The organism is Streptomyces chryseus (assembly GCF_014650755.1).
GTDB classification, from domain to species: domain Bacteria; phylum Actinomycetota; class Actinomycetes; order Streptomycetales; family Streptomycetaceae; genus Streptomyces; species Streptomyces chryseus.
In genome coordinates this window covers 24,087-47,367 of the sequence record NZ_BMVO01000012.1, presented here as the reverse complement: position 1 = coordinate 47,367, position 23,281 = coordinate 24,087, and the positions used below count along the sequence as shown (strand labels likewise).

20 protein-coding genes and 2 pseudogenes are annotated in these 23,281 nt (G+C 70.7%); 13 read left to right on the top strand and 9 right to left on the bottom strand.

Translation table 11 applies throughout. The features are described 5' to 3' along the window. Nucleotides 1–45: 45 nt before the first annotated feature. Entirely contained in the window at nt 46–1,119 is a 1,074-nt protein-coding gene (locus tag IE185_RS19095; RefSeq protein WP_138898325.1) for a class I SAM-dependent methyltransferase, read from the bottom strand. 251 nt (nt 1,120–1,370) lie between these two features. On the opposite strand from IE185_RS19095, the gene IE185_RS19090 reads away from it, so the two are divergent. The 3 genes and pseudogenes from IE185_RS19090 (at nt 1,371) to IE185_RS19080 (ending at nt 4,356) form a co-directional block, all read left to right on the top strand. After that, complete coding sequence (locus IE185_RS19090) at nt 1,371–1,985, top strand: antibiotic biosynthesis monooxygenase (protein ID WP_138898324.1); 615 nt, start codon at nt 1,371–1,373, stop codon at nt 1,983–1,985. Between the two features lie 132 nt (nt 1,986–2,117). Next, nucleotides 2,118–3,368 (top strand): annotated as a pseudogene (locus IE185_RS19085) (serine hydrolase domain-containing protein). A gap of 406 nt (nt 3,369–3,774) precedes the next feature. Beyond that, nucleotides 3,775–4,356 carry a Uma2 family endonuclease gene (locus tag IE185_RS19080; RefSeq protein WP_138899298.1) on the top strand — a complete coding sequence of 194 codons (582 nt, stop codon included), beginning with the start codon at nt 3,775–3,777 and terminating at the stop codon, nt 4,354–4,356. A gap of 329 nt (nt 4,357–4,685) precedes the next feature. Here IE185_RS19080 and IE185_RS19075 read toward each other — a convergent pair whose 3' ends face one another. Beyond that, on the bottom strand, nt 4,686–6,104 hold the full coding sequence (locus tag IE185_RS19075; RefSeq protein WP_189715609.1) for an ATP-binding protein: 1,419 nt from the start codon (nt 6,102–6,104) through the stop codon (nt 4,686–4,688). Between the two features lie 58 nt (nt 6,105–6,162). Between IE185_RS19075 and IE185_RS34010 the strand changes: the two genes are divergently transcribed. Continuing rightward, complete coding sequence (locus IE185_RS34010) at nt 6,163–6,684, top strand: RNaseH domain-containing protein (protein ID WP_170198382.1); 522 nt, start codon at nt 6,163–6,165, stop codon at nt 6,682–6,684. A 123-nt stretch (nt 6,685–6,807) separates the two neighbouring features. Here the strand turns inward: IE185_RS34010 and ychF are convergent, their stop codons facing one another. Continuing rightward, on the bottom strand, nt 6,808–7,896 hold the full coding sequence (ychF, locus tag IE185_RS19065) for a redox-regulated ATPase YchF (protein ID WP_138897957.1): 1,089 nt from the start codon (nt 7,894–7,896) through the stop codon (nt 6,808–6,810). A gap of 228 nt (nt 7,897–8,124) precedes the next feature. Here ychF and IE185_RS19060 point away from each other — a divergent pair, with 228 nt between their 5' ends. Beyond that, nucleotides 8,125–8,718, top strand: a complete 594-nt coding sequence (locus IE185_RS19060) for a DUF6542 domain-containing protein (RefSeq protein ID WP_138897956.1) — start codon at nt 8,125–8,127, stop codon at nt 8,716–8,718. A gap of 105 nt (nt 8,719–8,823) precedes the next feature. Here IE185_RS19060 and ppgK read toward each other — a convergent pair whose 3' ends face one another. Together ppgK and IE185_RS19050 are read right to left on the bottom strand one after the other, a co-directional pair. After that, the gene (ppgK, locus tag IE185_RS19055) at nt 8,824–9,564 is read right to left on the bottom strand and encodes a polyphosphate--glucose phosphotransferase (RefSeq protein WP_138897955.1); all 741 of its coding nucleotides are present in this window, start codon (nt 9,562–9,564) and stop codon (nt 8,824–8,826) included. A 95-nt stretch (nt 9,565–9,659) separates the two neighbouring features. After that, complete coding sequence (locus IE185_RS19050; protein WP_138897954.1) at nt 9,660–10,649, bottom strand: 4-hydroxy-3-methylbut-2-enyl diphosphate reductase; 990 nt, start codon at nt 10,647–10,649, stop codon at nt 9,660–9,662. An 87-nt stretch (nt 10,650–10,736) separates the two neighbouring features. On the opposite strand from IE185_RS19050, the pseudogene IE185_RS19045 reads away from it, so the two are divergent. From IE185_RS19045 to IE185_RS19030, 4 genes and pseudogenes are all read left to right on the top strand, one after another. After that, nucleotides 10,737–12,111 (top strand): annotated as a pseudogene (locus IE185_RS19045) (APC family permease). A 9-nt stretch (nt 12,112–12,120) separates the two neighbouring features. Continuing rightward, nucleotides 12,121–13,329, top strand: a complete 1,209-nt coding sequence (xseA, locus tag IE185_RS19040; protein WP_138908454.1) for an exodeoxyribonuclease VII large subunit — start codon at nt 12,121–12,123, stop codon at nt 13,327–13,329. Between the two features lie 63 nt (nt 13,330–13,392). Continuing rightward, nucleotides 13,393–13,605, top strand: a complete 213-nt coding sequence (locus IE185_RS19035; protein ID WP_138895857.1) for an exodeoxyribonuclease VII small subunit — start codon at nt 13,393–13,395, stop codon at nt 13,603–13,605. Between the two features lie 151 nt (nt 13,606–13,756). Beyond that, nucleotides 13,757–14,347: a malonic semialdehyde reductase gene (locus IE185_RS19030; RefSeq protein WP_138895858.1), complete on the top strand. Its 591-nt coding sequence runs from the start codon at nt 13,757–13,759 to the stop codon at nt 14,345–14,347. Between the two features lie 92 nt (nt 14,348–14,439). Here the strand turns inward: IE185_RS19030 and IE185_RS19025 are convergent, their stop codons facing one another. After that, a complete protein-coding gene (locus tag IE185_RS19025; RefSeq protein WP_138895859.1) occupies nt 14,440–14,964 on the bottom strand; it encodes a DUF4245 domain-containing protein in 525 nt (174 codons plus the stop codon). Between the two features lie 161 nt (nt 14,965–15,125). Here IE185_RS19025 and glpX point away from each other — a divergent pair, with 161 nt between their 5' ends. After that, a complete protein-coding gene (gene glpX, locus IE185_RS19020; RefSeq protein WP_138895860.1) occupies nt 15,126–16,157 on the top strand; it encodes a class II fructose-bisphosphatase in 1,032 nt (343 codons plus the stop codon). 86 nt (nt 16,158–16,243) lie between these two features. On the opposite strand, the gene IE185_RS19015 is transcribed toward glpX, so the two are convergent. After that, nucleotides 16,244–16,612, bottom strand: a complete 369-nt coding sequence (locus IE185_RS19015) for a WhiB family transcriptional regulator (protein ID WP_138895861.1) — start codon at nt 16,610–16,612, stop codon at nt 16,244–16,246. 91 nt (nt 16,613–16,703) lie between these two features. Further along, nucleotides 16,704–17,384: a DUF1707 SHOCT-like domain-containing protein gene (locus IE185_RS19010; protein WP_138895862.1), complete on the bottom strand. Its 681-nt coding sequence runs from the start codon at nt 17,382–17,384 to the stop codon at nt 16,704–16,706. A gap of 150 nt (nt 17,385–17,534) precedes the next feature. Between IE185_RS19010 and IE185_RS19005 the strand changes: the two genes are divergently transcribed. Continuing rightward, nucleotides 17,535–19,211, top strand: a complete 1,677-nt coding sequence (locus IE185_RS19005; RefSeq protein WP_138895863.1) for a fumarate hydratase — start codon at nt 17,535–17,537, stop codon at nt 19,209–19,211. 64 nt (nt 19,212–19,275) lie between these two features. On the opposite strand, the gene IE185_RS19000 is transcribed toward IE185_RS19005, so the two are convergent. After that, a complete protein-coding gene (locus IE185_RS19000) occupies nt 19,276–20,799 on the bottom strand; it encodes a ricin-type beta-trefoil lectin domain protein (RefSeq protein ID WP_138895864.1) in 1,524 nt (507 codons plus the stop codon). Between the two features lie 106 nt (nt 20,800–20,905). Here IE185_RS19000 and IE185_RS18995 point away from each other — a divergent pair, with 106 nt between their 5' ends. Both IE185_RS18995 and fomD read left to right on the top strand, forming a co-directional pair. Beyond that, nucleotides 20,906–22,309: a class II fumarate hydratase gene (locus tag IE185_RS18995; protein ID WP_138895865.1), complete on the top strand. Its 1,404-nt coding sequence runs from the start codon at nt 20,906–20,908 to the stop codon at nt 22,307–22,309. A 99-nt stretch (nt 22,310–22,408) separates the two neighbouring features. Further along, a complete protein-coding gene (fomD, locus tag IE185_RS18990; protein ID WP_138895866.1) occupies nt 22,409–23,083 on the top strand; it encodes a cytidylyl-2-hydroxypropylphosphonate hydrolase in 675 nt (224 codons plus the stop codon). Nucleotides 23,084–23,281: the final 198 nt, after the last annotated feature.

Here is a 23,281-nt window from a genome sequence, read left to right as displayed (position 1 = left end):
CAGGGGCCGGGGCCGCTCCGGCGGGCCCGGAGGCCGGGCGCCGGCTCAGCGGCGGGACGTGCGGGCCACGTAGTAGACATTCAGGATGTCGCCCTCCACCTCACGCACCCGCACATCGTCGAACCCGGCCTCGCCGAGCATCTGCAGCGCCCGCTGCCTGCCCCAGACCGTGCCGAGCCCGGCGCCGCCCTCGCCGAGCGAGACGGTCATGCAGTAGAAGACCGAGAACGTGTAGAGGGTCGGGCCGAGCGGGTGGCCGAGGTTCTCCTCCAGCCTGCTGGAGGCGGCGATGTCGCCCATCAGGAACACCCCGTCCTCCCGCAGCGCGCCGGCCACGGCCGACAGTGCGCGCTCCGGGCGAGCCAGGTCGTGGATCACGTCGAAGGCCGTGATCAGGTCGTACGACCCGGCCAGTTCGGCGGTGTCGGACACCACGAACCTGGCGTTGTCGAGCGCCAGCAGCTCCGCCTCCTCGCGCGCCGCCGCGATCCCGGTGTCGGAGATGTCGACGCCGAGGAACCGACTCGCCGGGAACGCCCGGGCCAGCACGTTCACGGCGTGGCCCTGCCCGGTGCCGATGTCGAGCGCGTCGATGCCCTCGCTCAGCCGCTCCGGGAGGCCGGGCACCAGCGGGATGATCGCGTCGACGAGCGCCGCGTCGTACACCCGCGCCGTCTCCTCGGCCTGGAGCTCCTGGAAGCGGGGGTACGCCGAGTACGGGACGCCGCCGCCCCGGCGGAAGGAGTCGAGCACCTTGTCCTCGACATTGCCCAGCAGCGCCAAATCCTGCATGAAGGAGGCGAGGTTGTCGGGTCCCGCGGCGCGGACGAGGGATGCGGCGTGCTCGGGCGGCAGCCGGTAGGTGGCGTGCGCCGGGTCGTACTCGACGAAGCCGCCGACGGTCATGCCGCCGAGCCACTCGCGTACGTACCGCTCGTCGAGACGCGTGGCCTCGGCGATCTGCGCGCTCGTCGACGGCGGCAGACCGGCCATGACGTCGAAGAGCCCCGTGCGGTGGCCGAGACTGCAGAGGTACCCCAGGCAGGAGTCGTTGAGCAGGTGAAGCATCCGCTCCGCGAACTGCTCCTGCCGTACCGGGTCGAGCGTCTGCTCCGTCATCTGACTGTCCTCCTGCCGCCCGCCAGGTCACCACCGACGGTCCGCGGGCCGGAGCGGGCTCCGTCTTCCATGCTCCGCCGGTTGGACCAGGCCCTCCACTCCACAGCGCGCGCGGTCACCCGAACGCCCTCGCCGCCTTGATTCCCGCGGCCTCCACCCGTCGCATGGAGCACAGCGGGCGGCTCGTCAGGGGCTCCCGCGCCGAGCGGGGCGTGTCGCAGACAGGCCGCCGGACCACAGGAGAGGGCGCCATGTACGTTCGCACCACTTACGCGACAGGTGATCCGGCCCGGCTCGACAGCGTGGCCGAAGCCATCAGCACCGAGGGCCGCAGGCTGCTGTCGGAGGAGCCGGGCTACCGCGGGATGGGCCTGTTCGTGGACCGCGAGCTCGGGAAGCTCCTGGTGGGGTCGTGGTGGGAGGACGAGGAGAGCCTGCGGGCCAGCGACGACCACCTGCGCGAGCGCCGCGCCGAGCTGCTCGCGCCGTTCGCGGGGACGGTGGCCACCGACAGCTGGGAGGCGGCGGTCGTCAGCCCTCCGGAGTCGCTGGGGCCGCGTGCGGGGTTCCGGCTGGTCCGCCTGGAGTTCGATCCGGCCGACACGGACCGGCTGGTGGAGACGTTCCGCGAGGCCGCCCTGCCCGGACTGCGGAAGATCCCGGGCTTCGCCGGGGTGTCGCTGCTGGTGGACCGCGCCGGAGGCCGGGCCTCCGTGGGCGCGTTCTACACCGACCGCGAGGCGCTGGCGGCTTCGCGCGGGGCGGTGGCGGCGGTACGGGAGAAGGCCACGGCGCAGGCACGGGTGATCACGCGCAGCATCGAGGAGTTCGAGGTGCTCGTCGCCCGGGTGGCCGGACGCTCCTGACGCCTTGTCGCGCGTACGAGGGGGTCGCGCACGCCACCGCCGGCACGACCCTCCTGCACCACATGGGCAGGTTTGGGCTGTTACGGAGTGCTCTCTCCGTATTGCGGTCCCTCTTCTCGTCACAGTGCGGGCATGACACGCACCTCCCCCTCCCCGCGCACGCGCCCCCGTGCGCGCGCCCGCAGGACCCTGTGCGCCGCCGTCCTCGCCGTCGCCCTGCAGACCGCCGTGGCACCCACGTTCGCCGGGCCGCAGGACAACCGTGACGGCCGCGACGGCCGCGCATGCGTCCGGACCGAGGGGCCCCTCGGCGGCGAGGCCCGCCGCATCCGGGACATCGCCCGCAAGACCAAGGCCGACCTCCGCCTGAAGTCCGTGGAGCTACGGGTCACCGTCGACGGGAACGAGGTCCTCACCGACGCGCTCGGCGAGTCCATGGCCGACGTCCCGGCTCAGCCGGACATGCACTTCCGGGCCGGCTCGGTGGCCTTCTCCTCCATCGGCACGACCTTGCTGCAGCTGGTCGAGGAGGGGAGGGTCGGTCTCGACGACACCGTGGAGCGCTGGCTGCCCCGTCTGCCCCAGGCCGACAAGATCACCCTGCGCATGCTGGCCGGCAACACCACCGGCCTCCACGACTACGTCACCGACCCGGCGTTCCTGGCGGCGCTGGAGGTGCACCCGTTCCGCCAGTGGACCCCGAAGGAGCTCGTCACCTACCCCCTCAGCCACCCGTTCTGGTACAAGCCGGGCACCAACTGAAGCTACTCGCACGCCAACTACGTACTCCTGATCGCCGCGCTGGAGAAAATCACCGACACCCCGATCGACGAGCTGCTGCGGCAGCGGGTCATCGGTCCGCTGGACCTGCGCGACACGCGGAACAACTCCACCCCCGACATCCCGCGCCCGGTCCTGCACGCCTTCACGTCCGATCGCGGCATCTACGAGGAGTCCACCTTCTGGAACCCGTCGTGGACCACCGCGCCCGGCGCGGTCATCACCACCCACATCTGCGACCTGGCCCGTTCGGCGCACGCCATCGGCAGCGGCGAACTCCTCCCGCCCCACGCCCACCGCACCTTCCTCGACCCGGGGACGGTCGGCCTCGGCCACGCGACCGCCAAGTGCCCGGCCACGATCTGCCTGAAGCAGACGAAGGCCAAGCACTTCGGTCTCGGTGTCATCGTGGTCAACGACTGGGTGCTCCAGAACCCGTCGTTCGCGGGCTACGGGGCGATCCAGGCGTATCGCCCGTCCGAGCGCCTCGCCATCGCGGTCTCCGCCACCAAGACGGCGAAGACACCCGAGGGCAGCGTGGCCGAACAGGTGGCCGAGCGCATCGCGGCGGCCCTCGCCCCGAAAGCCCCGCTGGCCATCTGACCTCCCGCATCCACACGCCGGGGCCGGCCCCTGACGGGTCCGGCCCCGAAGTGACCGCCCCGTCGCCACCCGAGCGGAGGAAGTACCGAGTGCGACCGGTGGCCACCCCTTCGGGCACCAGCGGCGCGGCGGCCTCCGGGCGATGTCCGGCTCAGCCGCTCCGCCGTCCCTCCGGTTGCCGATGTCCCCCATCGGCCGCAGCACCCCGGCTCCCGGGATCGGCGTACGACGCACCGGGCGAGCCGGGTACGAGTGCGGCCCGGATGACGCCCACCCGCGTCTCGGCGCCCCGCCACCAGCACCCCTCCCGGCTCCGTTCGAGCCCCAGCATCTCCGCCGCGCGCCCACCTCCTCCCAGTAGCCGGGCGGCACCCCTCGCGGCGGCTGCAATCGCTAGGGTTGGCTCATGACCGAACTGCCCGACTGGATGCGCCCGCCGCGTGCGGAAGGCTGGTTCGCGGAGGACCTCGACCGCCTCCCGGAAGCACCGCGCCACACCGAGCTGATCGACGGAGCACTCGTATTCATGATGTCGCCCCAGCGCTGGTGGCACGGAGAGATCGTCACCGACCTGACGTTGGCCCTCAGAACACAGGCCCCGGCCGGTTGCAGAGTCGGCCGAGAGATGACCATCCGCCTCGATGCCCGCAACCGCCCCGAACCGGACCTCGTGGTGACCACGGCCCCGTACGACCCCGACTGCACCTGGTTCGCTCCGGAAGACGTCCAGCTCGTCGTCGAGGTCGTCTCGCCGGAATCCGCCCACCGCGACCGGACCGTCAAGCTTCGCAAGTACGCCGAGGCCGGCATCCGGCATTACTGGTGCATCGAAGATGAGGACACTGTCCCCGCTGTGCACGTCTACGAGCTCGACGAGCCGACCGGCGTCTACGCGCCCGCCGGCATCTTCCGCGGAACCCTCCAGCGCCCGGTCCCCTTCGAGATCAGCTTGGACCTCGACAAGCTCACACCGCCCCGAAGCAGCTGACCCTGGACCGTTCGCCCGGCGCGCCGAGCCACGCTCGCGCTGCGACATGGGCGTCCGGCCAGGTCACCGGAGCGGGAGTTCCACCCTGTGTGCCATGTCACCCGCTACACGTTGAAGCGGGAACTCCACCACGAGCCTTTGACCTGCAGGAATTCGGCGTCATCCCAGCACCATCCCAGCACGGGATCCGCGACGAAGTACGAGAAGGCTCAGGATCGCCAACGCTACACAACAGCGCCGGCAAGGGGCCGAGGTCTGTGGGACTTCTCCGCCACGTCTCCGGCCGGATCGTGCTGCCCAACTCCCTTGCCTCGCCCGCCATCCGCCACTCACCGCGGCCAGGCGGTCAGCAAATCGCCAGGGCCGTAGGCGGCATCGAGCCCCGGACAGTCGACTCCGCTGCGCGAGACCGCCACGACTGGAACAGGTTCGCCAGTGAGGGCGGCCCGATGTCGATGGAGAGCTGCCAGGTCGTGCCGATCGAAGGGCGACTGCTCCAGCCACTTGATGGAGCCGACGAAGAGCAGTTCCTTGGCAATGGGGGCGCGGTCCGCCCCGACGATATCGATCTCGACGTCGTTGGTACGGGTCCAATAGCCGCCCACTGCGGAGGCCGCGGGCAGCCTGTCATCGGGCAGTATCCGCGCCAGGGCCTCGCGGACAAGGGGCTCGACGGCTCGGCCGCGCCAGCTGGTCCAGTTCTCCCGGATGCGCGCCAAGGTCAGATCGCCACGCCCCCGCTCGATCTCCTCCATGGACGGGCCGAGCAGGTGCAGCCAAAACCGCAGGTAGGGATCTGTCACCCGGTAGCGGCGATCCTTCGACGGACGCAGCGATACGGGCAGCTCCGCAGCGACGATCCGCTTGTCCGTAAGCAGCTCCAGCGCTCGCTGCAGGGGCGTAGCCCCGATTCCGCCGGCTGCACGGGCGATGTTGGTGAAGGTCCGCTCGCCACTGCCGATAGCCGCCAGCACCGTACGCGCCTGAGCCTGCGGAGGGAATTCGGCAGCCAGCGAGCGCTCGGCCGATACCAGTAGGGCCGAGACCGGGTCGCTCAGCGCCTCGCCGAGGAAGTCCCACAGCCCTGCACCTAGCGGCCACTCCGCGCAGATCAGCGGCAGCCCGCCGGTGACCAGCGCGGCGTCGAAGGCTTCCGCCGGTTCCAACCCGAGCATCTGCCCCACCTCGGCGGGGTTCAGTGGTCCTAGCACCATCTCCCGGCCGCGTTGATGGAAGGGGCGTCCGTAGCTGTTCAGGGCCTCCATCATCGACAGATCGGAGCCGATGAGGACCAGCAGCACTGGCTTGGTCTCCAGCACCCGGTCCCAGGCCCGTTGCAGCATCCCCTCAAAGGCGCCATCGGCATCCATCAGGTATGGCACCTCGTCGATGATCAGCACGCTCGGCCGGTCGGCGGGCAGCGCCGCAACCAGCACGTCGAACGCGGCGTCCCAGCTCTCCGGCCGTGCGGCGGCCACGAGCCGCGCCATCGGCAGCGTCGATGCCTGGGCGTCCCGGGCGAGCCGTGCAAGATCATCTCTAGGGGACGCACCGGTCGCCGCGTAGAACAAGAATGGGACCCCGGAGCGCTCCGCAAACCGCTCGACCAGCCGCGACTTACCCACCCGGCGCCGCCCACACAACATCACGCACCGACCGGGTCGCTCCCCGCCAACCCCTGCCGCCACTTTCTGCAGCTCTCGCTCCAGTGTCGCCAGCTCCTGCCGACGACCTACAAAGTCCACCATGTCCGCCGACCTCCACGCATGTTACTAACGTCAACGTTAGTAACATAGACGTTAGTAGATGGCTTCGCCGGTTGTCGCCCACGATCACGAGTCATTGACCTGCGTTTCGAGGGCCGTGCGACATCGGGCCGGTCGCGCAAAGCAGGGGCCAAAACCGGCATCCCATACGGCGCCTCCCCGGCCCTCGCCGTGTCCTCGGTCGTCAGCCGAGCCCTGGAGGTCGTCCGCCACGAGGAGCCCGGCCGGGCGAGCTTCGCGCGGTATCTCCTATCCAGTCGGTGTGGCCGGTGGGGTCGACCGGACGATGCTTGCACGGGCGACCGCGCGCTTGTGTCACCGGACCATCGCCTGGTCCGACCGCTCCCGCTGCCCCGTCCCCTTGTACGCAGCCAAACAGTGCAGGTGCGGATTTTGTTTTCGCGAAAGCCTTCGGAGCCGTGAAGAAAGTGTGAGCGCAGGCTGCTCGACTGCCCCGCAACCCCTCCTACGGGGCTGTGGCCCACGAACCAGCACGGGAGCCTCACTGGCATCCCAGCACTATCCCAGCACGGTAGGGCCGACCAGGGGTGATGACAGGTGACGACGGGTCAGGCATCCCAGCACCATCCCAGCACGGAAATTAACCAGGGGCCCAACCCCGAAAGGCTGGACCCCTTCTGACCTGCATGTTTGCCAGATCATCGACGTGGTGGCAAGTCACCCGCTACACGTTGAAGCGGAACTCCACCACGTCGCCGTCCTGCATGACGTACTCCTTGCCCTCCATGCGGGCCTTGCCCTTCGCGCGGGCCTCGGCCACCGAGCCGGTTTCGACCAGGTCGGCGAAGGAGATGACCTCGGCCTTGATGAAGCCCTTCTGGAAGTCGGTGTGGATCACACCGGCCGCCTCGGGGGCCGTCGCGCCCTTCTTGATGGTCCAGGCGCGGGTCTCCTTGGGGCCTGCCGTCAGGTAGGTCTGGAGGCCCAGGGTGTCGAAGCCGACGCGGCCCAGGGTGGCGAGGCCGGGCTCCTCCTGGCCCATGGACTGCAGGAGCTCCAGGGCCTCGTCGTCGTCGAGCTCGATCAGCTCGGACTCGATCTTCGCGTTGAGGAAGATCGCCTCGGCGGGGGCGACCAGGGCGCGCTGCTCGTTCTTGAAGTCCTCGTCGACCAGCTCGTCCTCGTCGACGTTGAAGACGTAGAGGAAGGGCTTGGTGGTGAGGAGGTGGAGCTCGTGGAGGAGCTGCCCCTTCTCCGTGCCGGCGGTGATGCCGGCGGCGAAGAGGGTGGTGCCCGCTTCGAGGATCTTCTGGGCCTCCTCGACCGCCGCCAGGACCGCGACCTTCTCCTTCTGGAGGCGCGACTCCTTCGTCAGGCGGGGGACCGCCTTCTCGACCGACTGGAGGTCCGCGAGGATCAGCTCGGTGTTGATCGTCTCGATGTCGTCCTTCGGCGAGACCTTGCCGTCGACGTGTACGACGTTCTCGTCCTTGAAGGCACGGATGACCTGGCAGATCGCGTCCGACTCGCGGATGTTCGCCAGGAACTTGTTGCCCAGGCCCTCACCCTCCGAGGCGCCCCGGACGATGCCGGCGATGTCGACGAAGTCGACCGTGGCCGGGAGGATCTTCTGCGAGTTGAAGATCTCGGCGAGCTTCGCCAGGCGGGGGTCGGGGACCCCGACCACGCCGACGTTCGGCTCGATGGTGGCGAACGGGTAGTTGGCCGCCAGCACGTCGTTCTTGGTCAGGGCGTTGAACAGGGTCGACTTGCCGACATTCGGCAGGCCGACGATTCCGATCGTGAGCGACACGTTGGCGACTTCCTGAAGTGAGGACTGGCCCGGGAGTGGACCGATCCCCCAGTTTACGGGCGAGCGGCGCGAGGCCGACGACGGGAACCCGGCGGGGGCCCGAAGTGGGCCGGCGGGCGCGCGCAAGGGGCCCCGATCGGCCACGTGCGCATCGAACGCACGGCCAAGGTCGGCCAAAGGGCGTGTCCTGCGCCTGATTCCTCCCTCCCCGCGACCTACGTTGTCCGGGTGGAGCAACACAGGGCACGTCCCCCTCGTCCCCAGCAGCGGTCGCAGACCCCCCTGCTCCCCCCGGGCGGGTCCGCCGACGGTGCCGCCGTCTACCGGGTGGCGGCGAGACCGGCGCGTCCGGTCCCGCCCGTCGTGCTGGCCCTGCGACGGCTGCCGAACCCGCGGCTGACCGGGCTGGGCAGCGGGCTGTTCGCCGCAGCCGTGATGCTGGTGCTAGGCGGTCTCGACCAGCTGCTGTTCGACGGTTCGCCGATCGTGTACGGGCTGCTGTTCCTGCCGGTCAGCGCCCTGACCGCACTGTGGGTGCGGCCCGCCGACCTGGTCACCGCGCCGATCGCCGTACCCATCGCCTTCGCCGTCGGCCTGGTGCCGATCGCCGGCGGGGCCGGCGGGTTCGGCAGCCGGCTCATGGCGGTGGTCACGGCGCTCGCCGTGCACGCGGGCTGGCTGTACGGCGGCACGCTCGTCGCCGGGGTCATCGCGACCGTACGCAAGGTGCGGCTGATGGCGCGGCGGCGGGCGGCCCAGGCGGCCGCTCACGCCGCCGCCCGGCGCGCCGCCCGCCGCGGAACCCCGGACCCGGTGGAGTAGCGGAGCCCCGGGGCAGCCGGCCTGGCGGAGCAGGGGCCCGGTGGATCAGCCGAACCAGCCAGGCCGGTGGAGCAGCCGAGCCGGTGGACCGGCTGCGGCGCGGCGCTAGCTGCTCGCGCCCGCCGCCATGGCCGCGCCGACGATCCCCGCGTTGTTCTGCAGCTGCGCCGGGACGATCTCGGCGCGGACGCCCTCGATCAGCGGCAGGAACTTCTCGGCCTTGCGGCTGACCCCGCCGCCGATGATGAACAGCTCCGGCGAGAACAGCATCTCGACGTGCGCCAGGTACTTCTGCACCCGGTGCGCCCAGTGCTGCCAGCTCAGGTCCTCGTCCTCCTTGGCCTTCGTGGAGGCGTGCTTCTCCGCGTCGTGGCCGTTCAGCTCAAGGTGGCCGAGCTCGGTGTTGGGGACGAGCTTGCCGTCGATGAACAGCGCGCTGCCGATGCCCGTACCGAACGTCAGCAGGAAGACCACGCCCTTGCGGCCCGCGCCCGCGCCGAACGTCATCTCGGCCACACCGGCCGCGTCGGCGTCGTTGAGGACGGTGACGGGCAGCCCCAGGCGGTCCCCGAGCAGGGCCCGCGCGTCGACGTCGATCCAGCCCTTGTCGACGTTCGCCGCGGTACGGGTCACCCCGTCCGTGACCACACCGGGGAAGGTGATGCCGACCGGCCCGTTCCAGCCGAAGTTCCCGACGACCTCCCGCACACACCCGGCCACGTCGTCCGGTGTGGCCGGGTGCGGGGTCAGTACCTTGTGCCGCGGTTCCGCCAGGTCGCCGCGCTCCAGGTTCACGGGAGCGCCCTTGATGCCGGATCCGCCGATGTCCACTCCGAACACGTTCATGGACACAACGTTACGGTGTGGCACCGGCCGGGGCGGCGGAGATCGTGCCGGACGTCGCTTTCCGAGGGCCTGGCGTCGCTACTCGGAGCCGGACGTCACGTGCCGGCGAGGCGCGCAGCTTCCGCGCGCAGATCCCGGCGCAGCTCCTTCGGCAGCGAGAAGGTGATCGACTCGTCGGCTGTCTTCACGGTCTCCACGTCGCCGTACCCGCGCTCGGCCAGCCACTCCAGTACGCCGTCGACGAGCACGTCGGGAACCGACGCGCCGGAGGTCAGGCCGACCGTCGTGACGCCTTCCAGCCATGCCTCGTCGATCTCGTCCGCGAAGTCGACCAGGTGCGCCGCGGGGGCGCCCGCGTCGAGGGCGACCTCGACCATGCGGATCGAGTTGGAGGAGTTCTTCGAGCCCACGACAATGACGAGCTGCGCGTCCTCGGCCAGCTTCTTCACCGCGATCTGGCGGTTCTGCGTGGCGTAGCAGATGTCGTCACTCGGGGGCGAGAGCAGGTTGGGGAACTTCTGCTTCAGCGCGTCGACCGTCTCCATCGTCTCGTCGACGGAGAGCGTGGTCTGGGACAGCCAGACGACCTTCGACTCGTCCCGTACGGAGACGTTGGCGACGTCCTCGGGGCCGTCGACCAGCGTGATGTGGTCGGGGGCCTCGCCGGAGGTGCCGATGACCTCTTCGTGGCCCTCGTGGCCGATCAGGAGGATGTCGTAGTCCTCCTTGGCGAAGCGGACCGCTTCCTTGTGGACCTTGGTGACCAGCGGGCAGGTCGCGTCGATCGTCGCGAGCTTGCGCTCCGCGGCCTCCGCGTGCACGGTCGGCGCGACGCCGTGCGCCGAGAACATGACGATCGAGCCCTCGGGGACCTCCGCCGTCACGTCGACGAAGATCGCGCCCTTCTTCTCCAGGGTCTGCACGACGTACTTGTTGTGGACGATCTCGTGCCGCACGTAGATCGGCGCCCCGTACTGCTCCAGGGCCTTCTCCACGGCGATCACGGCACGGTCCACGCCCGCGCAGTAGCCACGGGGAGCGGCGAGAAGGACACGACGGGCGGCGGTAGCAGTCATGTTCCCCATCGTAAGGCCGCGCCACGGACGCCAAAGGTCGCCTCCGTGATCAAGACTGATCGCCTGGCCCTACGTATCCCGACGTGCGGAGGCGCGATGGCTCAGACCCTGACGGAGACGACGGGACTGCGGCGGAGCCTCGGATTCCGGGATCTCGTCGTCTACGGGCTGCTGTTCATCGCCCCGATGGCGCCCGTCGGCGTCTTCGGCACGCTCGACGCCAAGTCGCACGGCGCGGTGGCGCTGGTCTACGTCGTCGCCACGGTCGCCATGGCGTTCACCGCGTTCAGTTACGCCCAGATGGTCCGGGTGGTCCCCCAGGCGGGCTCGGTCTTCGCGTACGCCCGCAAGGCGCTCGGATAGGGCCCGGGGTTCGTCGCCGGGTGGATGGCGGTGCTGGACTACGTGCTGATCCCGGCCGTCGCGTACCTCTTCTCCGGCATCGCGATGCACGCGCTCGTGCCGTCCGTCTCCCCCGTGGGTGTGGACGGCGCTCGCGGTGGTGGTGACGACCGGGCTGAACATGTACGGCGTACGGGCGGCCGCGCGCGTGGGCTTCGCGGTGCTGGCCATGGAGATCGTGGTGCTGCTGGTGTTCGTGGTGGCCGCGGTCGTGGTGCTCGCGCAGGACGGCGCGCGGCGAGGCTGGCTGTCGCCGCTGTCCGCGGACGGCTCCCTGGGCGGCTTCTCGCTCGCGGCGGCGCTGGGCGCGGTGTCGGTGGCGGTGCTGTCGTACCTCGGGTTCGACGCGATCGCGTCGTTCGCGGAGGAGGTGACGGGGGGCTCCGCGAAGGTGGCGCGGGCGGTGCTCTGCTGTCTGGCCCTGGCCGGATTCCTCTTCGTGGCGCAGACCTATCTGGCGGCGCTGCTCCAGCCGGTGACCGCCGCGGAGCTGGCCGCGGCGCCGGGGAAGCGGGGGACGGCGTTCTACGACGCGGTCGACGCCTCGGTCGGGACCTGGCTGGGCGATCTGGTCGCGGTGAGCAAGGCGGTCGGCGCGGCGTTCGCGGCGCTGGCGGGGCAGGCGGCGGCCGGGCGGTTGCTGTTCGCGATGACCAGGGAGCGGCGGCTGCCGCGCGTCCTGGCGAACGTCGACGCCGCTTCGGGGGTGCCGCGCCTCGCGTTGGGGCTCGCGGCCGTGGTGACGCTGATGGCGGCGGTGTGGGCGTCGCGGCGCGACGACGGTCTCGACCACCTGGTGTCGGTGGTCGACATCGGGGCGCTGACGGCGTTCGTGCTGCTGCACGCGTCGGTGGTGAGCTGGTTCGCCGTACGGCGCATGGAAGGGCTGCCGGTGTGGTGGCGGCACGTGCTGCTGCCGGTGCTGGGCGCTGCGGTGGCGGTCGCGGTGATCGTGGAGGCGTCCGGGACGGCGCAGGTCGTGGGGGCGGCGTGGCTGGGGGTGGGCCTGGTCGTGGTGGCCGTGCAGCGCGGGCGTCGGACCGGCCACGGTGTCAGTGCCGACGGCTAGCCTTCGTACATGGCTCTGAATACGTCCGCGGACGCCCCGCTGCCGGTCGGTCAGGTCTCGCGCCTGATCGGCGGGTGGATCGACCGGCTCGGCGCGGTGTGGGTGGAGGGACAGATCACGCAGATCTCGCGCAGGCCCGGCGCCGGGGTCGTCTTCCTGACGCTGCGCGACCCCTCGCACGACATCTCGGTGGGCGTGACGTGCTTCCGGCAGGTCTTCGACCCGATCGCGGACGTGGTGGCGGAGGGCGCGCGGGTCGTGGTGCACGCGAAGCCCGAGTGGTACGCGCCGCGCGGGCAGCTGTCGCTGCGGGCGACGGAGATGAAGCCCGTGGGCATCGGCGAACTGCTCGCGCGGCTGGAGCAGTTGAAGAAGGCGCTGGCGGGCGAGGGGCTGTTCGCGCTCGACCGCAAGAGGCCGCTGCCGTTCCTGCCGCAGCGGATCGGCCTGGTCACGGGCCGGGCCTCGGCGGCCGAGCGCGACGTCCTGGAGAACGCGCGCCGGCGCTGGCCGGCCGTCCGCTTCGAGGTGCGCAACGTGGCGGTGCAGGGGGTGAGCGCCGTCGCGCAGGTCGTCCAGGCCGTCAAGGAGCTGGACGACCTGCCGGAGGTCGACGTGATCATCGTGGCGCGGGGCGGCGGCAGCGTCGAGGACCTGCTGCCGTTCTCCGACGAGCAGCTCGTACGGACGGTGTCCGGCTGCCGTACGCCGGTGGTCTCCGCGATCGGGCACGAGCCGGACTCGCCGCTGCTCGATCTGGTGGCGGACCTGCGGGCGTCGACGCCGACGGACGCGGCGAAGAAGGTCGTGCCGGACGTCGGCGAGGAGCTGGACCGCGTGCAGTTGCTGCGCGACCGGGCGCTGCGGACCGTGCGGGGGCTGCTGGACCGCGAGGAGCGGGGGCTGGCGCACGCGCTCGCCAGGCCGGTGATGGAGCGGCCGCAGCGGATGGTGGACGACCGCGCGGCGGAGCTCGACGCCCTGGTGGCGCGCAGCCGGCGCACGCTGGGCCACCTGCTGGACCGCGCCGACTCCGAGCTGTCCCACACCCGGGCCCGGGTGGTGGCTCTGTCCCCGGCGGCGACTTTGGAGCGGGGGTACGCGGTGCTCCAGAGGGCGGACGGCGGGGTGGTCCGCTCCCCCGACGAGGTCGCGGCCGGTGACGGGCTGCGGGCGCGGGTGGCCGAGGGCGAGTTCGCGGTGCGCGTCGCGGAGTGACACCGCCACCGGCCGGGGTCGCCCGGCCGCAGTCTTTTCCCGCTCCTACCTAAGGTGGATCACATGGCAGAAACGGACGAAGCAGCGACGACGCTCGGGTACGAGCAGGCCCGGGACGAGCTGATCGACGTCGTACGACGGCTGGAAGCGGGCGGTACGACGCTGGAGGAGTCGCTGGCGCTCTGGGAGCGCGGCGAGGAGCTGGCGAAGGTCTGCCGGCGCTGGCTCGACGGGGCCAGGGCCCGCCTGGACGCGTCGCTCGCCGAGGGGAGTTGAGGAGCTCTCTGGCGGCGCGCGGGAATACGCGGGGGCACTCGGTCGCTGTGAGGCGAGACACCATAGTCCCGCTTTAGTTGAAAGTTAACCTACTTTCGCCTACGGTGAGGTCATAGCTTGATCCCCCGCCGCCGCCCGGAAGGCAAACCGCATGTCTCTCGTACTTGACCCCGCCGCCCAGGACCTCCTCTTCCGCGAGGCCCGCACCGCGAACACGTTCACGGACGAGCCGGTGACCGACGAGCAGGTCCAGGCGATCTACGACCTGGTCAAGTTCGGCCCGACCGCGTTCAACCAGACGCCGCTGCGCATCGTCCTGGTCCGCACCCCCGAGGCCCGCGAGCGCCTCGTCCCGCACCTGGCCGAGGGCAACCAGGCGAAGACCGCCGCCGCCCCGCTGGTCGCGATCCTCGCCGCCGACAACGAGTTCCACCACGAGCTGCCGGACCTCTTCCCGCACTTCCCGCAGGCGCGCGACATCTTCTTCTCGACGCGTCCGGCCCGTGAGTCCGCCGCCGGCCTCAACGCCGCCCTGCAGGCCGCGTACTTCATCGTCGGCGTCCGCGCCGCCGGCCTGGCCGCGGGCCCGATGACCGGCTTCGACCACGCCGGCGTCCAGAAGGAGTTCCTGGACGACGACCACACCCCGCTGATGATCGTCAACATCGGCAAGCCGGGCGACGACGCGTGGTTCCCGCGCTCCCCTCGCCTGTCCTACGACGACGTCATCACCACCGTCTGATCGAGCCGGTCGTACGTACGACGAAGCCGCCGCACCCTCGGGGTGCGGCGGCTTCGTCGTACGTACGAGCGCCGATGTCGCACAAGCGTCGATCAGGACTTCTTCGCTTCCAGCGCCCCGGCCATCTCGGCCAGCCGCTTCTGCGACGCCGTCCCCGTGACCACGGTCGTCGCGCCCTTCTCCTCGCGCACCAGCGCGTCGTACTTCGGGCCCTCCCAGCGCTGCCAGGTCTCGTCGCCCACCCGCAGGGTCTTCTCGGTCTTCGTCGCCTTCTGGCTGACCTCGTGGACGAACTTCTCCACCGGCCCGCTCGACTGCTCGACCGCGATGTACTCCCGGTCCGGGTCGAGGAACCCGAGGTGCCAGGCGTCGGACTCCTGCCGGTCGTACGAGACCGACGTCGGCTTCCACGTCTCGGGGAGCCCCACCGGGGCGGCCACCGGGTACGGCGCCGCGCGCCGGGCCGTGATGAGCTCGACCCGGTAGTCGACCGGCTTCACCGGGTCCGCCGAGTCGTCGTGCGGGACGAGGGTGTACACACCGGCGACGACGACGCCGATCGCCGCCATCGACAGCACCATGTCCCGGACCGTCTGCTTGCCTTTCATACCTGCCACGCCCCCATGGTCCCCCATGCCGGTCGACGCCCCGCGCGAGGGGCATCTCGTCCCGATATGCCGCTCATACGTGCCCCCCTCTGCTCATTTTGTCGACGTACCGATAGAGTCGGCACCACCCTCTCCACTCCGGCCGTCGCCGTACAGAAAGGTGCGCTCCGATGACCGAGCACCATCTTCCGTCTCAGCTCGAGGTCTCGCCCGAGGCCCCCGACCGCAACCTGGCCCTGGAGCTCGTCCGGGTCACCGAGGCCGCCGCCATGGCCGCCGGGCGGTGGGTCGGCCGCGGTGACAAGATCGGCGCGGACGGCGCAGCGGTGAAGGCCATGCGGACGCTCGTCTCGACCGTATCGATGAACGGCATCGTCGTCATCGGTGAGGGCGAGAAGGACGAAGCCCCGATGCTCTTCAACGGGGAGCGCGTGGGCGACGGCACCGGGGCCGAGGTCGACATCGCCGTCGACCCGATCGACGGCACCACCCTCAACGCCAAGGGCATGCCCAACGCCATCGCCGTGCTGGCCGCCGCCGACCGCGGCACCATGTTCGACCCGTCCGCGGTCTTCTACATGGAGAAGCTCGTCACGGGCCCGGAGGCCGCCGACTTCGTCGACATCAACGCCCCCGTCTCCGTCAACATCCGCCGGGTCGCCAAGGCCAAGCACTCGGCGCCCGAGGACGTCACCGTGATGATCCTCGACCGCCCCCGCCACGAGGGCATCGTCAAGGAGATCCGCGAGACGGGCGCGCGCATCAAGTTCATCTCGGACGGCGACGTCGCGGGGTCGGTCATGGCCGTGCGCGAGGGCACCGGCGTCGACCTGCTCATGGGCATCGGCGGCACCCCCGAGGGCATCATCTCGGCCTGCGCCATCAAGTGCCTCGGCGGCACGATCCAGGGCAAGCTGTGGCCCAAGGACGAGGCCGAGCGTCAGAAGGCGCTCGACGCGGGCCACGACCTGGACCGCGTACTGCACACGAACGACCTGGTCAGCGGCGACAACGTGTTCTTCGTCGCCACCGGCATCACGGACGGCGAGCTGCTGCGCGGCGTCCGCTACCGCTCCGAGACCGCCACCACGCAGTCCCTGGTGATGCGCTCCAAGTCGGGCACGATCCGCCAGATCGACTCGACCCACCGCCTGTCGAAGCTGCGCGCCTACAGCGCCATCGACTTCGACCGCGCGAAGTAGGCGGGACCGTAGCGGAACGAGAAAGGGGCGGCCCGGCCGTGCGGCGGGGGCGCCCCTTTTCTTTCTCGCTTCCTGTCTCGCTCGCGTCAGCCGGCGGCGGCGATCCGGCCGCCGGGCGAGGATGCCTTCAGTTCCATCTCGCGCCGCCTGCGCCGTGCCAGCACCACCCGCCGTTCGGCGGCGGTCAGGCCGCCCCAGACGCCGTACGGCTCGGGCTGGAGCAGGGCGTGCTCCCGGCACTCGACCATGACCGGGCACCTCGCGCACACCCGCTTCGCGGCTTCCTCCCGGGCCAGCCGCGCGGCCGTCGGCTCCTTCGACGGTGCGAAGAAGAGCCCGGCTTCGTCGCGGCGGCACACCGCCTCCGAGTGCCAGGGGCCGGCCTGTTCCCGGGCCGGCGCGCGCTGCGACGGAACGGCGGCGACCTGCAGGGACTGATGCGGCGGATGCAGCACGGTCTACTCCTGACGACGGCTTCGGGAGCGAGCAGCGATGCAGCAGTCCCTACCCGCTGTGCGCGCGCCTATGCACAGGGTTTCGAACGCGTCAGTGCCCGAGGTGTTTGCGCACGCGACCGTGGAGGTCCGCGACGCGCTTCCCGCGCTTGGGCTTGGCCTCGATGTTGCCGAACACCGAGTAGCCGTTGATGACCACGACCGGAGCCTCCGGGTCGTGCGCTTCGAGGGTGTCGACCTCGAAGTTGCCGAAGATCCCCGTACCGCCGCCGCGCAGCGTGATGTTCTCGGGGACGCGCACCTCGACGTTGCCGAACAGCGAGGTCGCGTTGATCACGGTGAGCCGCTGGCCGAAAAGCGCCTCCGTCAGGTCGATCTCGACGCTGCCGAAGAGCGCGAAGGCGTTCGTCCTGCGGCCGATCCGCCAGCGCCCCTTGCGCGTCGAGCTGCTGAAGACGGCGACCAGGTTCTCCGCCGCGGCCGGCGCCGAGGGATCGACCGGGTCGTACGCCGCCGGGGCCGGCGCGGGCCGGGCGCCGCCGCCGGGCGCGGGCAGGTCCTGGACCAGCGGCTCCAGTTCGGCCACGGTCTTGGCGCGGTAGACCGATTCGACGCGCTCGGCGTGCTCCTCGGCGGTCAGCCTGCCCTCGGCCACGGCGTCGCGCAGGATGTCCGCGATCCGGTCGCGGTCCGCGTCGGACGCGCGGAGGGCCGGCTCGGCCGGCAACGGCGGGGCGGGCGGCTGCTGCTGGGCGTGCTTCTCGAGGTCCACCGCCCCAGCGTACCCAAACGCGATAGATCGCGACTAGTGCGCGCGTGCGCCAACTGAGCCTTACCTCACAGACCCGGCGCCCGGCGGGAGTCTTACGCTGGTGGACGGGCTGCGCCAATGGAGGCCAGTTGCCGTCTGCCGAGTTGAGGAATGGCCGAAATGCCAGAGTTTGCGTACTCCGATCTGCTCCCCCTGGGAGAGGACACCACGCCCTATCGCCTGGTGACCGCCGAGGGTGTCTCCACCTTCGAGGCCGACGGCCGTACGTTCCTCAAGGTCGCCCCCGAGGCGCTGCGCACCCTGGCCGCCGAGGCGATGCACGACATCTCGCACTACCTGCGGCCCGCGCACCTGGCCCAGCTGCGCCGGATCGTCGACGACCCCGAGGCGTCCTCGAACGACAAGTTCGTGGCCCTGGACCTGCTGAAGAACGCGAACATCGCTGCGGCGGGCGTCCTGCCGATGTGCCAGGACACCGGCACCGCGATCGTCATGGGCAAGCGCGGCCAGAACGTCCTCACCGAGGGCGGCGACGAGGAAGCCCTCTCGCACGGCGTCTTCGACGCCTACACCAAGCTCAACCTGCGGTACTCGCAGATGGCCCCGCTGAACATGTGGGAGGAGAAGAACACCGGCTCGAACCTGCCCGCGCAGATCGAGCTGTACGCGACCGACGGCGGCGCGTACAAGTTCCTCTTCATGGCGAAGGGCGGCGGCTCCGCCAACAAGTCCTTCCTCTACCAGGAGACGAAGGCGGTCCTCAACGAGACCTCCATGATGAAGTTCCTGGAGGAGAAGATCCGCTCGCTCGGTACGGCCGCGTGCCCGCCGTACCACCTGGCGATCGTCGTCGGCGGCACGTCCGCCGAGTTCGCGCTCAAGACCGCGAAGTACGCCTCCGCGCACTACCTGGACGAGCTGCCCACCGAGGGCTCCCCGACCGGCCACGGCTTCCGCGACAAGGAGCTGGAGGAGAAGGTCTTCGAGCTGACGCAGCGGATCGGCATCGGCGCGCAGTTCGGCGGCAAGTACTTCTGCCACGACGTGCGCGTGGTGCGCCTGCCGCGCCACGGCGCCTCGCTGCCCGTCGCGATCGCCGTGTCCTGCTCGGCGGACCGCCAGGCCGTCGCGAAGATCACCGCCGAGGGCGTCTTCCTGGAGCAGCTGGAGAAGGACCCGGCGCGCTTCCTGCCGGACACCACCGACGAGCAGCTCTCCGAGGAGGGCGATGTCGTCGAGATCGACCTGAACCGGCCGATGGACGAGGTGCTCGCCGAGCTCACCAAGTACCCCGTCAAGACCCGCCTCTCCCTCACCGGACCGCTCGTCGTCGCCCGTGACATCGCGCACGCGAAGATCAAGGAGCGGCTGGACGCGGGCGAGGAGATGCCGCAGTACCTGAAGGACCACCCGGTGTACTACGCCGGTCCGGCCAAGACCCCCGAGGGGTACGCGTCCGGGTCCTTCGGCCCGACGACGGCCGGCCGCATGGACTCCTACGTCGAGCAGTTCCAGGCGGCGGGCGGCTCCAAGGTCATGCTCGCCAAGGGCAACCGCTCGAAGCAGGTGACGGACGCGTGCGGGACGCACGGCGGCTTCTACCTGGGCTCGATCGGCGGCCCCGCTGCGCGGCTCGCGCAGGACTGCATCAAGAAGGTCGAGGTCGTCGAGTACGAGGAGCTCGGCATGGAGGCGGTCTGGCGGATCGAGGTCGAGGACTTCCCCGCGTTCATCGTGGTCGACGACAAGGGCAACGACTTCTTCACCGAGCCGGCCCCGGCCCCGACGTTCACCTCGATCCCGGTCCGGGGTCCCGGCCTGGCCTGAGCCGCGGCACGACGGCGCCTGTCCCCGTGCGCGGCGCGCGTACGGGGACAGGCGCCGTCCGGTTTCAGGCGAACCGCTGGTTCGCCGCTCCCGTGCAGGGCTGGAGCCGCAGCGGGTCCTTGGCCGCCGCGAGCGTCACGCACAGGCCCGTGGAGGCCGCCGGGCGGATCGTGGACCCGTCACGCACGAACTGCTGGTTCGCCGCGCCCGAGCAGTTCCACAGGACCAGGCCCGCGCCTGCCTGGTACTTGGCGCCGGGCACGTCCAGGCACCGGTCGTGGGTCAGTTCCGTACGGACCGACTTCTGCGCGGTGTCGTACCACCAGCCCTGGTTGCGGCCGCCGTGGCAGTCCCAGCCGCCGACCGCCGTGCCGTTGCGGGTCGCCGCCCCGGGCACGTCGGCGCAGGTCCCCGTCCCCTCGTTCCTCAGCGGCTTGTACGCGTCGTCCCACGCCCCGGCGAAGAGCACCGGCTTTCCGGTGCTCGCCGGGTCCGCGCAGCTCGCTTCCCGCACAGTGGAGCCGTAGAGCTGGGTGAGGCAGGACGCGAAGGCCGCGTGGCCGCGGATGTTCGGGTGGAAGGACTGGCGGACCGAGTTCGAGTCCGGCAGGCCGGGCTTGGAGAGGTCGATGTAGAGGCCGCGCGCCCAGGGGTCGTCCATGCAGACCTCGTGGCCGTGGAAGAGGCGGGAGTTGTCGAGGTAGACGGAGGCCGTGTTCGCCGCCGCCCTGCGCATCCCGCGTTCGAACGTGGAGACCGCGGTGTCGCGGCCCCAGGCCGCGTCGGAGTCGTACCCCGCGCAGCCGCCCGGGATCTTGCCGGGGAAGTTCGGGTTGTCGTAGACGTCGGGGCCGATGGGGCTCGGGTAGCCCATCACGACCATCTTGTAGTCGCCGTCGGCGTACCCGGCGTCGCGCATGACCGTCCGCAGGTCGCGGACCGTCTGCTCGACCTTGGGCACGAGCGCGTCGACGCGGGCCTGCCAGCCGGGCGCGTACTTGGGCGCGCAGGCACCCTGGAACGTCAGCCAGCGCGTGACGCAGTCGGTCATCACCGGCCCGAACTGGAGGTCGTCGTTCGCGCCGGCGACCAGCAGCACCATCTTGATGCGGGTGTTGCGGGCCTTCACGGCCAGGTTGTCGCTCTGGACCAGCTCGTCGGCGTACTGCTTGCTCCCGCCGATCCGGATGTTTCCGGTGTACGCGCCCGAGCAGGAGACGTTGTACGTGACGTCGGCCGGGATGCCGGTGCGGTGGATCGCGGCGTCCGGCGAGCGGTGGCACCAGTTGTCGGGCCCGTTGGTGCCGGGTTCGTACGTGCCGACTCCCTCACCGGAGATCTCGCTGTCGCCGAGCGAGATGAGCCCGGTCTTGCGCTGGTCCATCGGCCGCTCGGCCGGACTGCCGTACAGCTTCACGGCCTCGGCGGCCCGTACGGCCTCCAGTTCGGCCGGAAGCGGTGCGGAAGCCGACGCGGCCCTGTCGGCGGCGGTGGCGGGGGCCGTCGCCACCAGGCCGCCCCCCATGGCCGCCGCCAGTGCGGCGGCGGCCGCGACCGCAGAGCGAAGTCTGAGCCGTGTGCGCTGCATTGCGCCTCCCCGGTTTGTTGTTACCCCCGGTATTTACTGGCCGGTAGGCGACTTGGGAATACGCAGAACAAGACAAGTGCTCAACTTCTCCAGGAGGTACGTGATCATGACGAGCGACGAACAGCAGGGCGAGTACCGGGTCGAGCACGACTCGATGGGCGAGGTACGGGTGCCGGCGCACGCCAAGTGGCGCGCCCAGACCCAGCGGGCCGTGCAGAACTTCCCCCTCTCCGGACAACGTCTGGAGCGCGCCCACATCGAGGCCCTGGCCCGCATCAAGGCGGCTGCCGCCCTGGTCAACGCCGAACTGGGCGTACTGGACAAGGACATCGCGCAGGCGGTCCGCGACGCGGCCGAGGAGGTCGCGCGGGGGCGCTGGGACGAGCACTTCCCCGTCGACGTCTTCCAGACCGGTTCCGGCACGTCCTCCAACATGAACATGAACGAGGTCGTCGCCACGCTCGCCACCGAGCGCCTCGGCCGCCCGGTCCACCCCAACGACCATGTCAACGCCTCGCAGTCGTCCAACGACGTGTTCCCGTCGTCCATCCACATCGCGGCGACCGCCGCCGTGACGGGCGACCTGATCCCCGCCCTCGACCACCTCGGGGCCGCACTGGAGCGCAAGGCGGCGGAGTTCGCGGACGTGGTCAAGTCCGGTCGTACGCACCTGATGGACGCCACGCCGGTCACCCTCGGCCAGGAGTTCGGCGGATACGCCGCAGCCGTGCGGTACGGCGTCGAGCGCCTGCGGGCCTCCCTCCCCCGCCTGGCGGAACTCCCCCTGGGCGGTACGGCCGTGGGCACCGGGATCAACACCCCGCCCGGCTTCTCGGCCGCCGTCATCGCCGAGGTCGCCCGCACCACGGGACTGCCGCTCACCGAGGCCCGCGACCACTTCGAGGCGCAGGGCGCGCGGGACGGACTCGTCGAGACGTCCGGCCAGCTCCGTACGATCGCGGTCTCCCTCACCAAGATCTCCAACGACCTGCGCTGGATGGCGTCGGGTCCGCGCACCGGATTGGCCGAGATCAGCCTTCCCGACCTCCAGCCGGGCTCGTCGATCATGCCAGGCAAGGTGAATCCGGTCGTTCCCGAGGCCGTGCTGATGGTCGCGGCCCAGGTGACGGGCAACGACACGACGGTCGCCGTGGCCGGCGCGGCGGGCAACTTCGAGCTGAACGTCATGCTCCCGGTGATGGCGAAGAACCTGCTGGAGTCGGTGCGGCTGCTCGCCAACGCCTCGCGGCTGCTGGCCGACCGCACGATCGACGGGATCACCGCGCACGTCGAACGCGCGCGTGAGTACGCCGAGTCGTCGCCGTCGGTCGTCACCCCGCTCAACCAGTACATCGGCTACGAGGAGGCCGCGAAGGTCGTCAAGAAGTCCCTCGCCGAGCGCAAGACCATCCGCGAAGTGGTCCTGGAGTCCGGGTACGTCGAGCGGGGCGACCTGACCGAGCAGCAGCTCGACGAAGCGCTGGACGTGCTGCGCATGACCCGGCCGTGAGCTGGGCATGACCCGGCTGTGACCAGGTGGTGGTCCGGCGACGGCGCACCCGTGACCTCGGCCGCAGCAGTCCGTGGCCGGTACTCCTAAGATCTGCTCATGACAGATACGGCGGGCGGTGCGGGCAGGGCGCGTTGGGCGCCGGGGGACCACATCCTCTGGCGCTATCGCGGCAATGCCGACGACCGGATCCACATCTGCCGCCCCGTCACGGTCGTGCGCGACACCGACGAACTGCTGGCGGTGTGGATGGCGCCGGGCACCCAGTGCGTCCGGCCGGTGCTCGCGGACGGCAAGCCCGTGCACGAGGAGCCTCTCGCCACCCGGTACACGGCGCCCCGGACCACCACCACCTCGCGGTGGTGGGGCACCGGCGTGCTGAAGCTGGCGCGGCCGGGCGACCCCTGGTCGGTGTGGCTGTTCTGGGAGCCCGGCTGGCGGTTCAAGAACTGGTACGTGAACCTGGAGGAGCCGCGCACCCGCTGGACGGGCGGCGTCGACTCCGAGGACCACTTCCTGGACATCTCCGTGCACCCGGACCGCGCCTGGAACTGGCTCGACGAGGACGAGTTCGAGCAGGCGCGCCGGGTGGGGCTGCTGAGCGAGGAACAGGCCGGGCGGGTACGTGAGGCGGGGCGCGCGGCGGTCGGCCTGATCACCGCGTGGGGCGCGCCGTTCCGCGACGGCTGGGAGAACTGGCGGCCCGATCCGCGATGGGCCGTTCCCCGGCTGCCGGATGACTGGGACCGCACTCCTGTTCACACGGCTCCGTGAGACCCTTGATAGGCCCCCATGGGTCAAACGTAGGATCGCCTTCCGCAACACTGAGCGCACTGAGCGCACCGGTACCGCAGGCAACTGGCGGTCCGGGCGCTGAACCTGACCGTATGTCATCACAGGGGGGTGGAGCCGTGCCGGAGAGCAAGTCCGCCGGGTTCGGGGGCCACCGCCCTGTCGAGGCCGCCCGCAGAG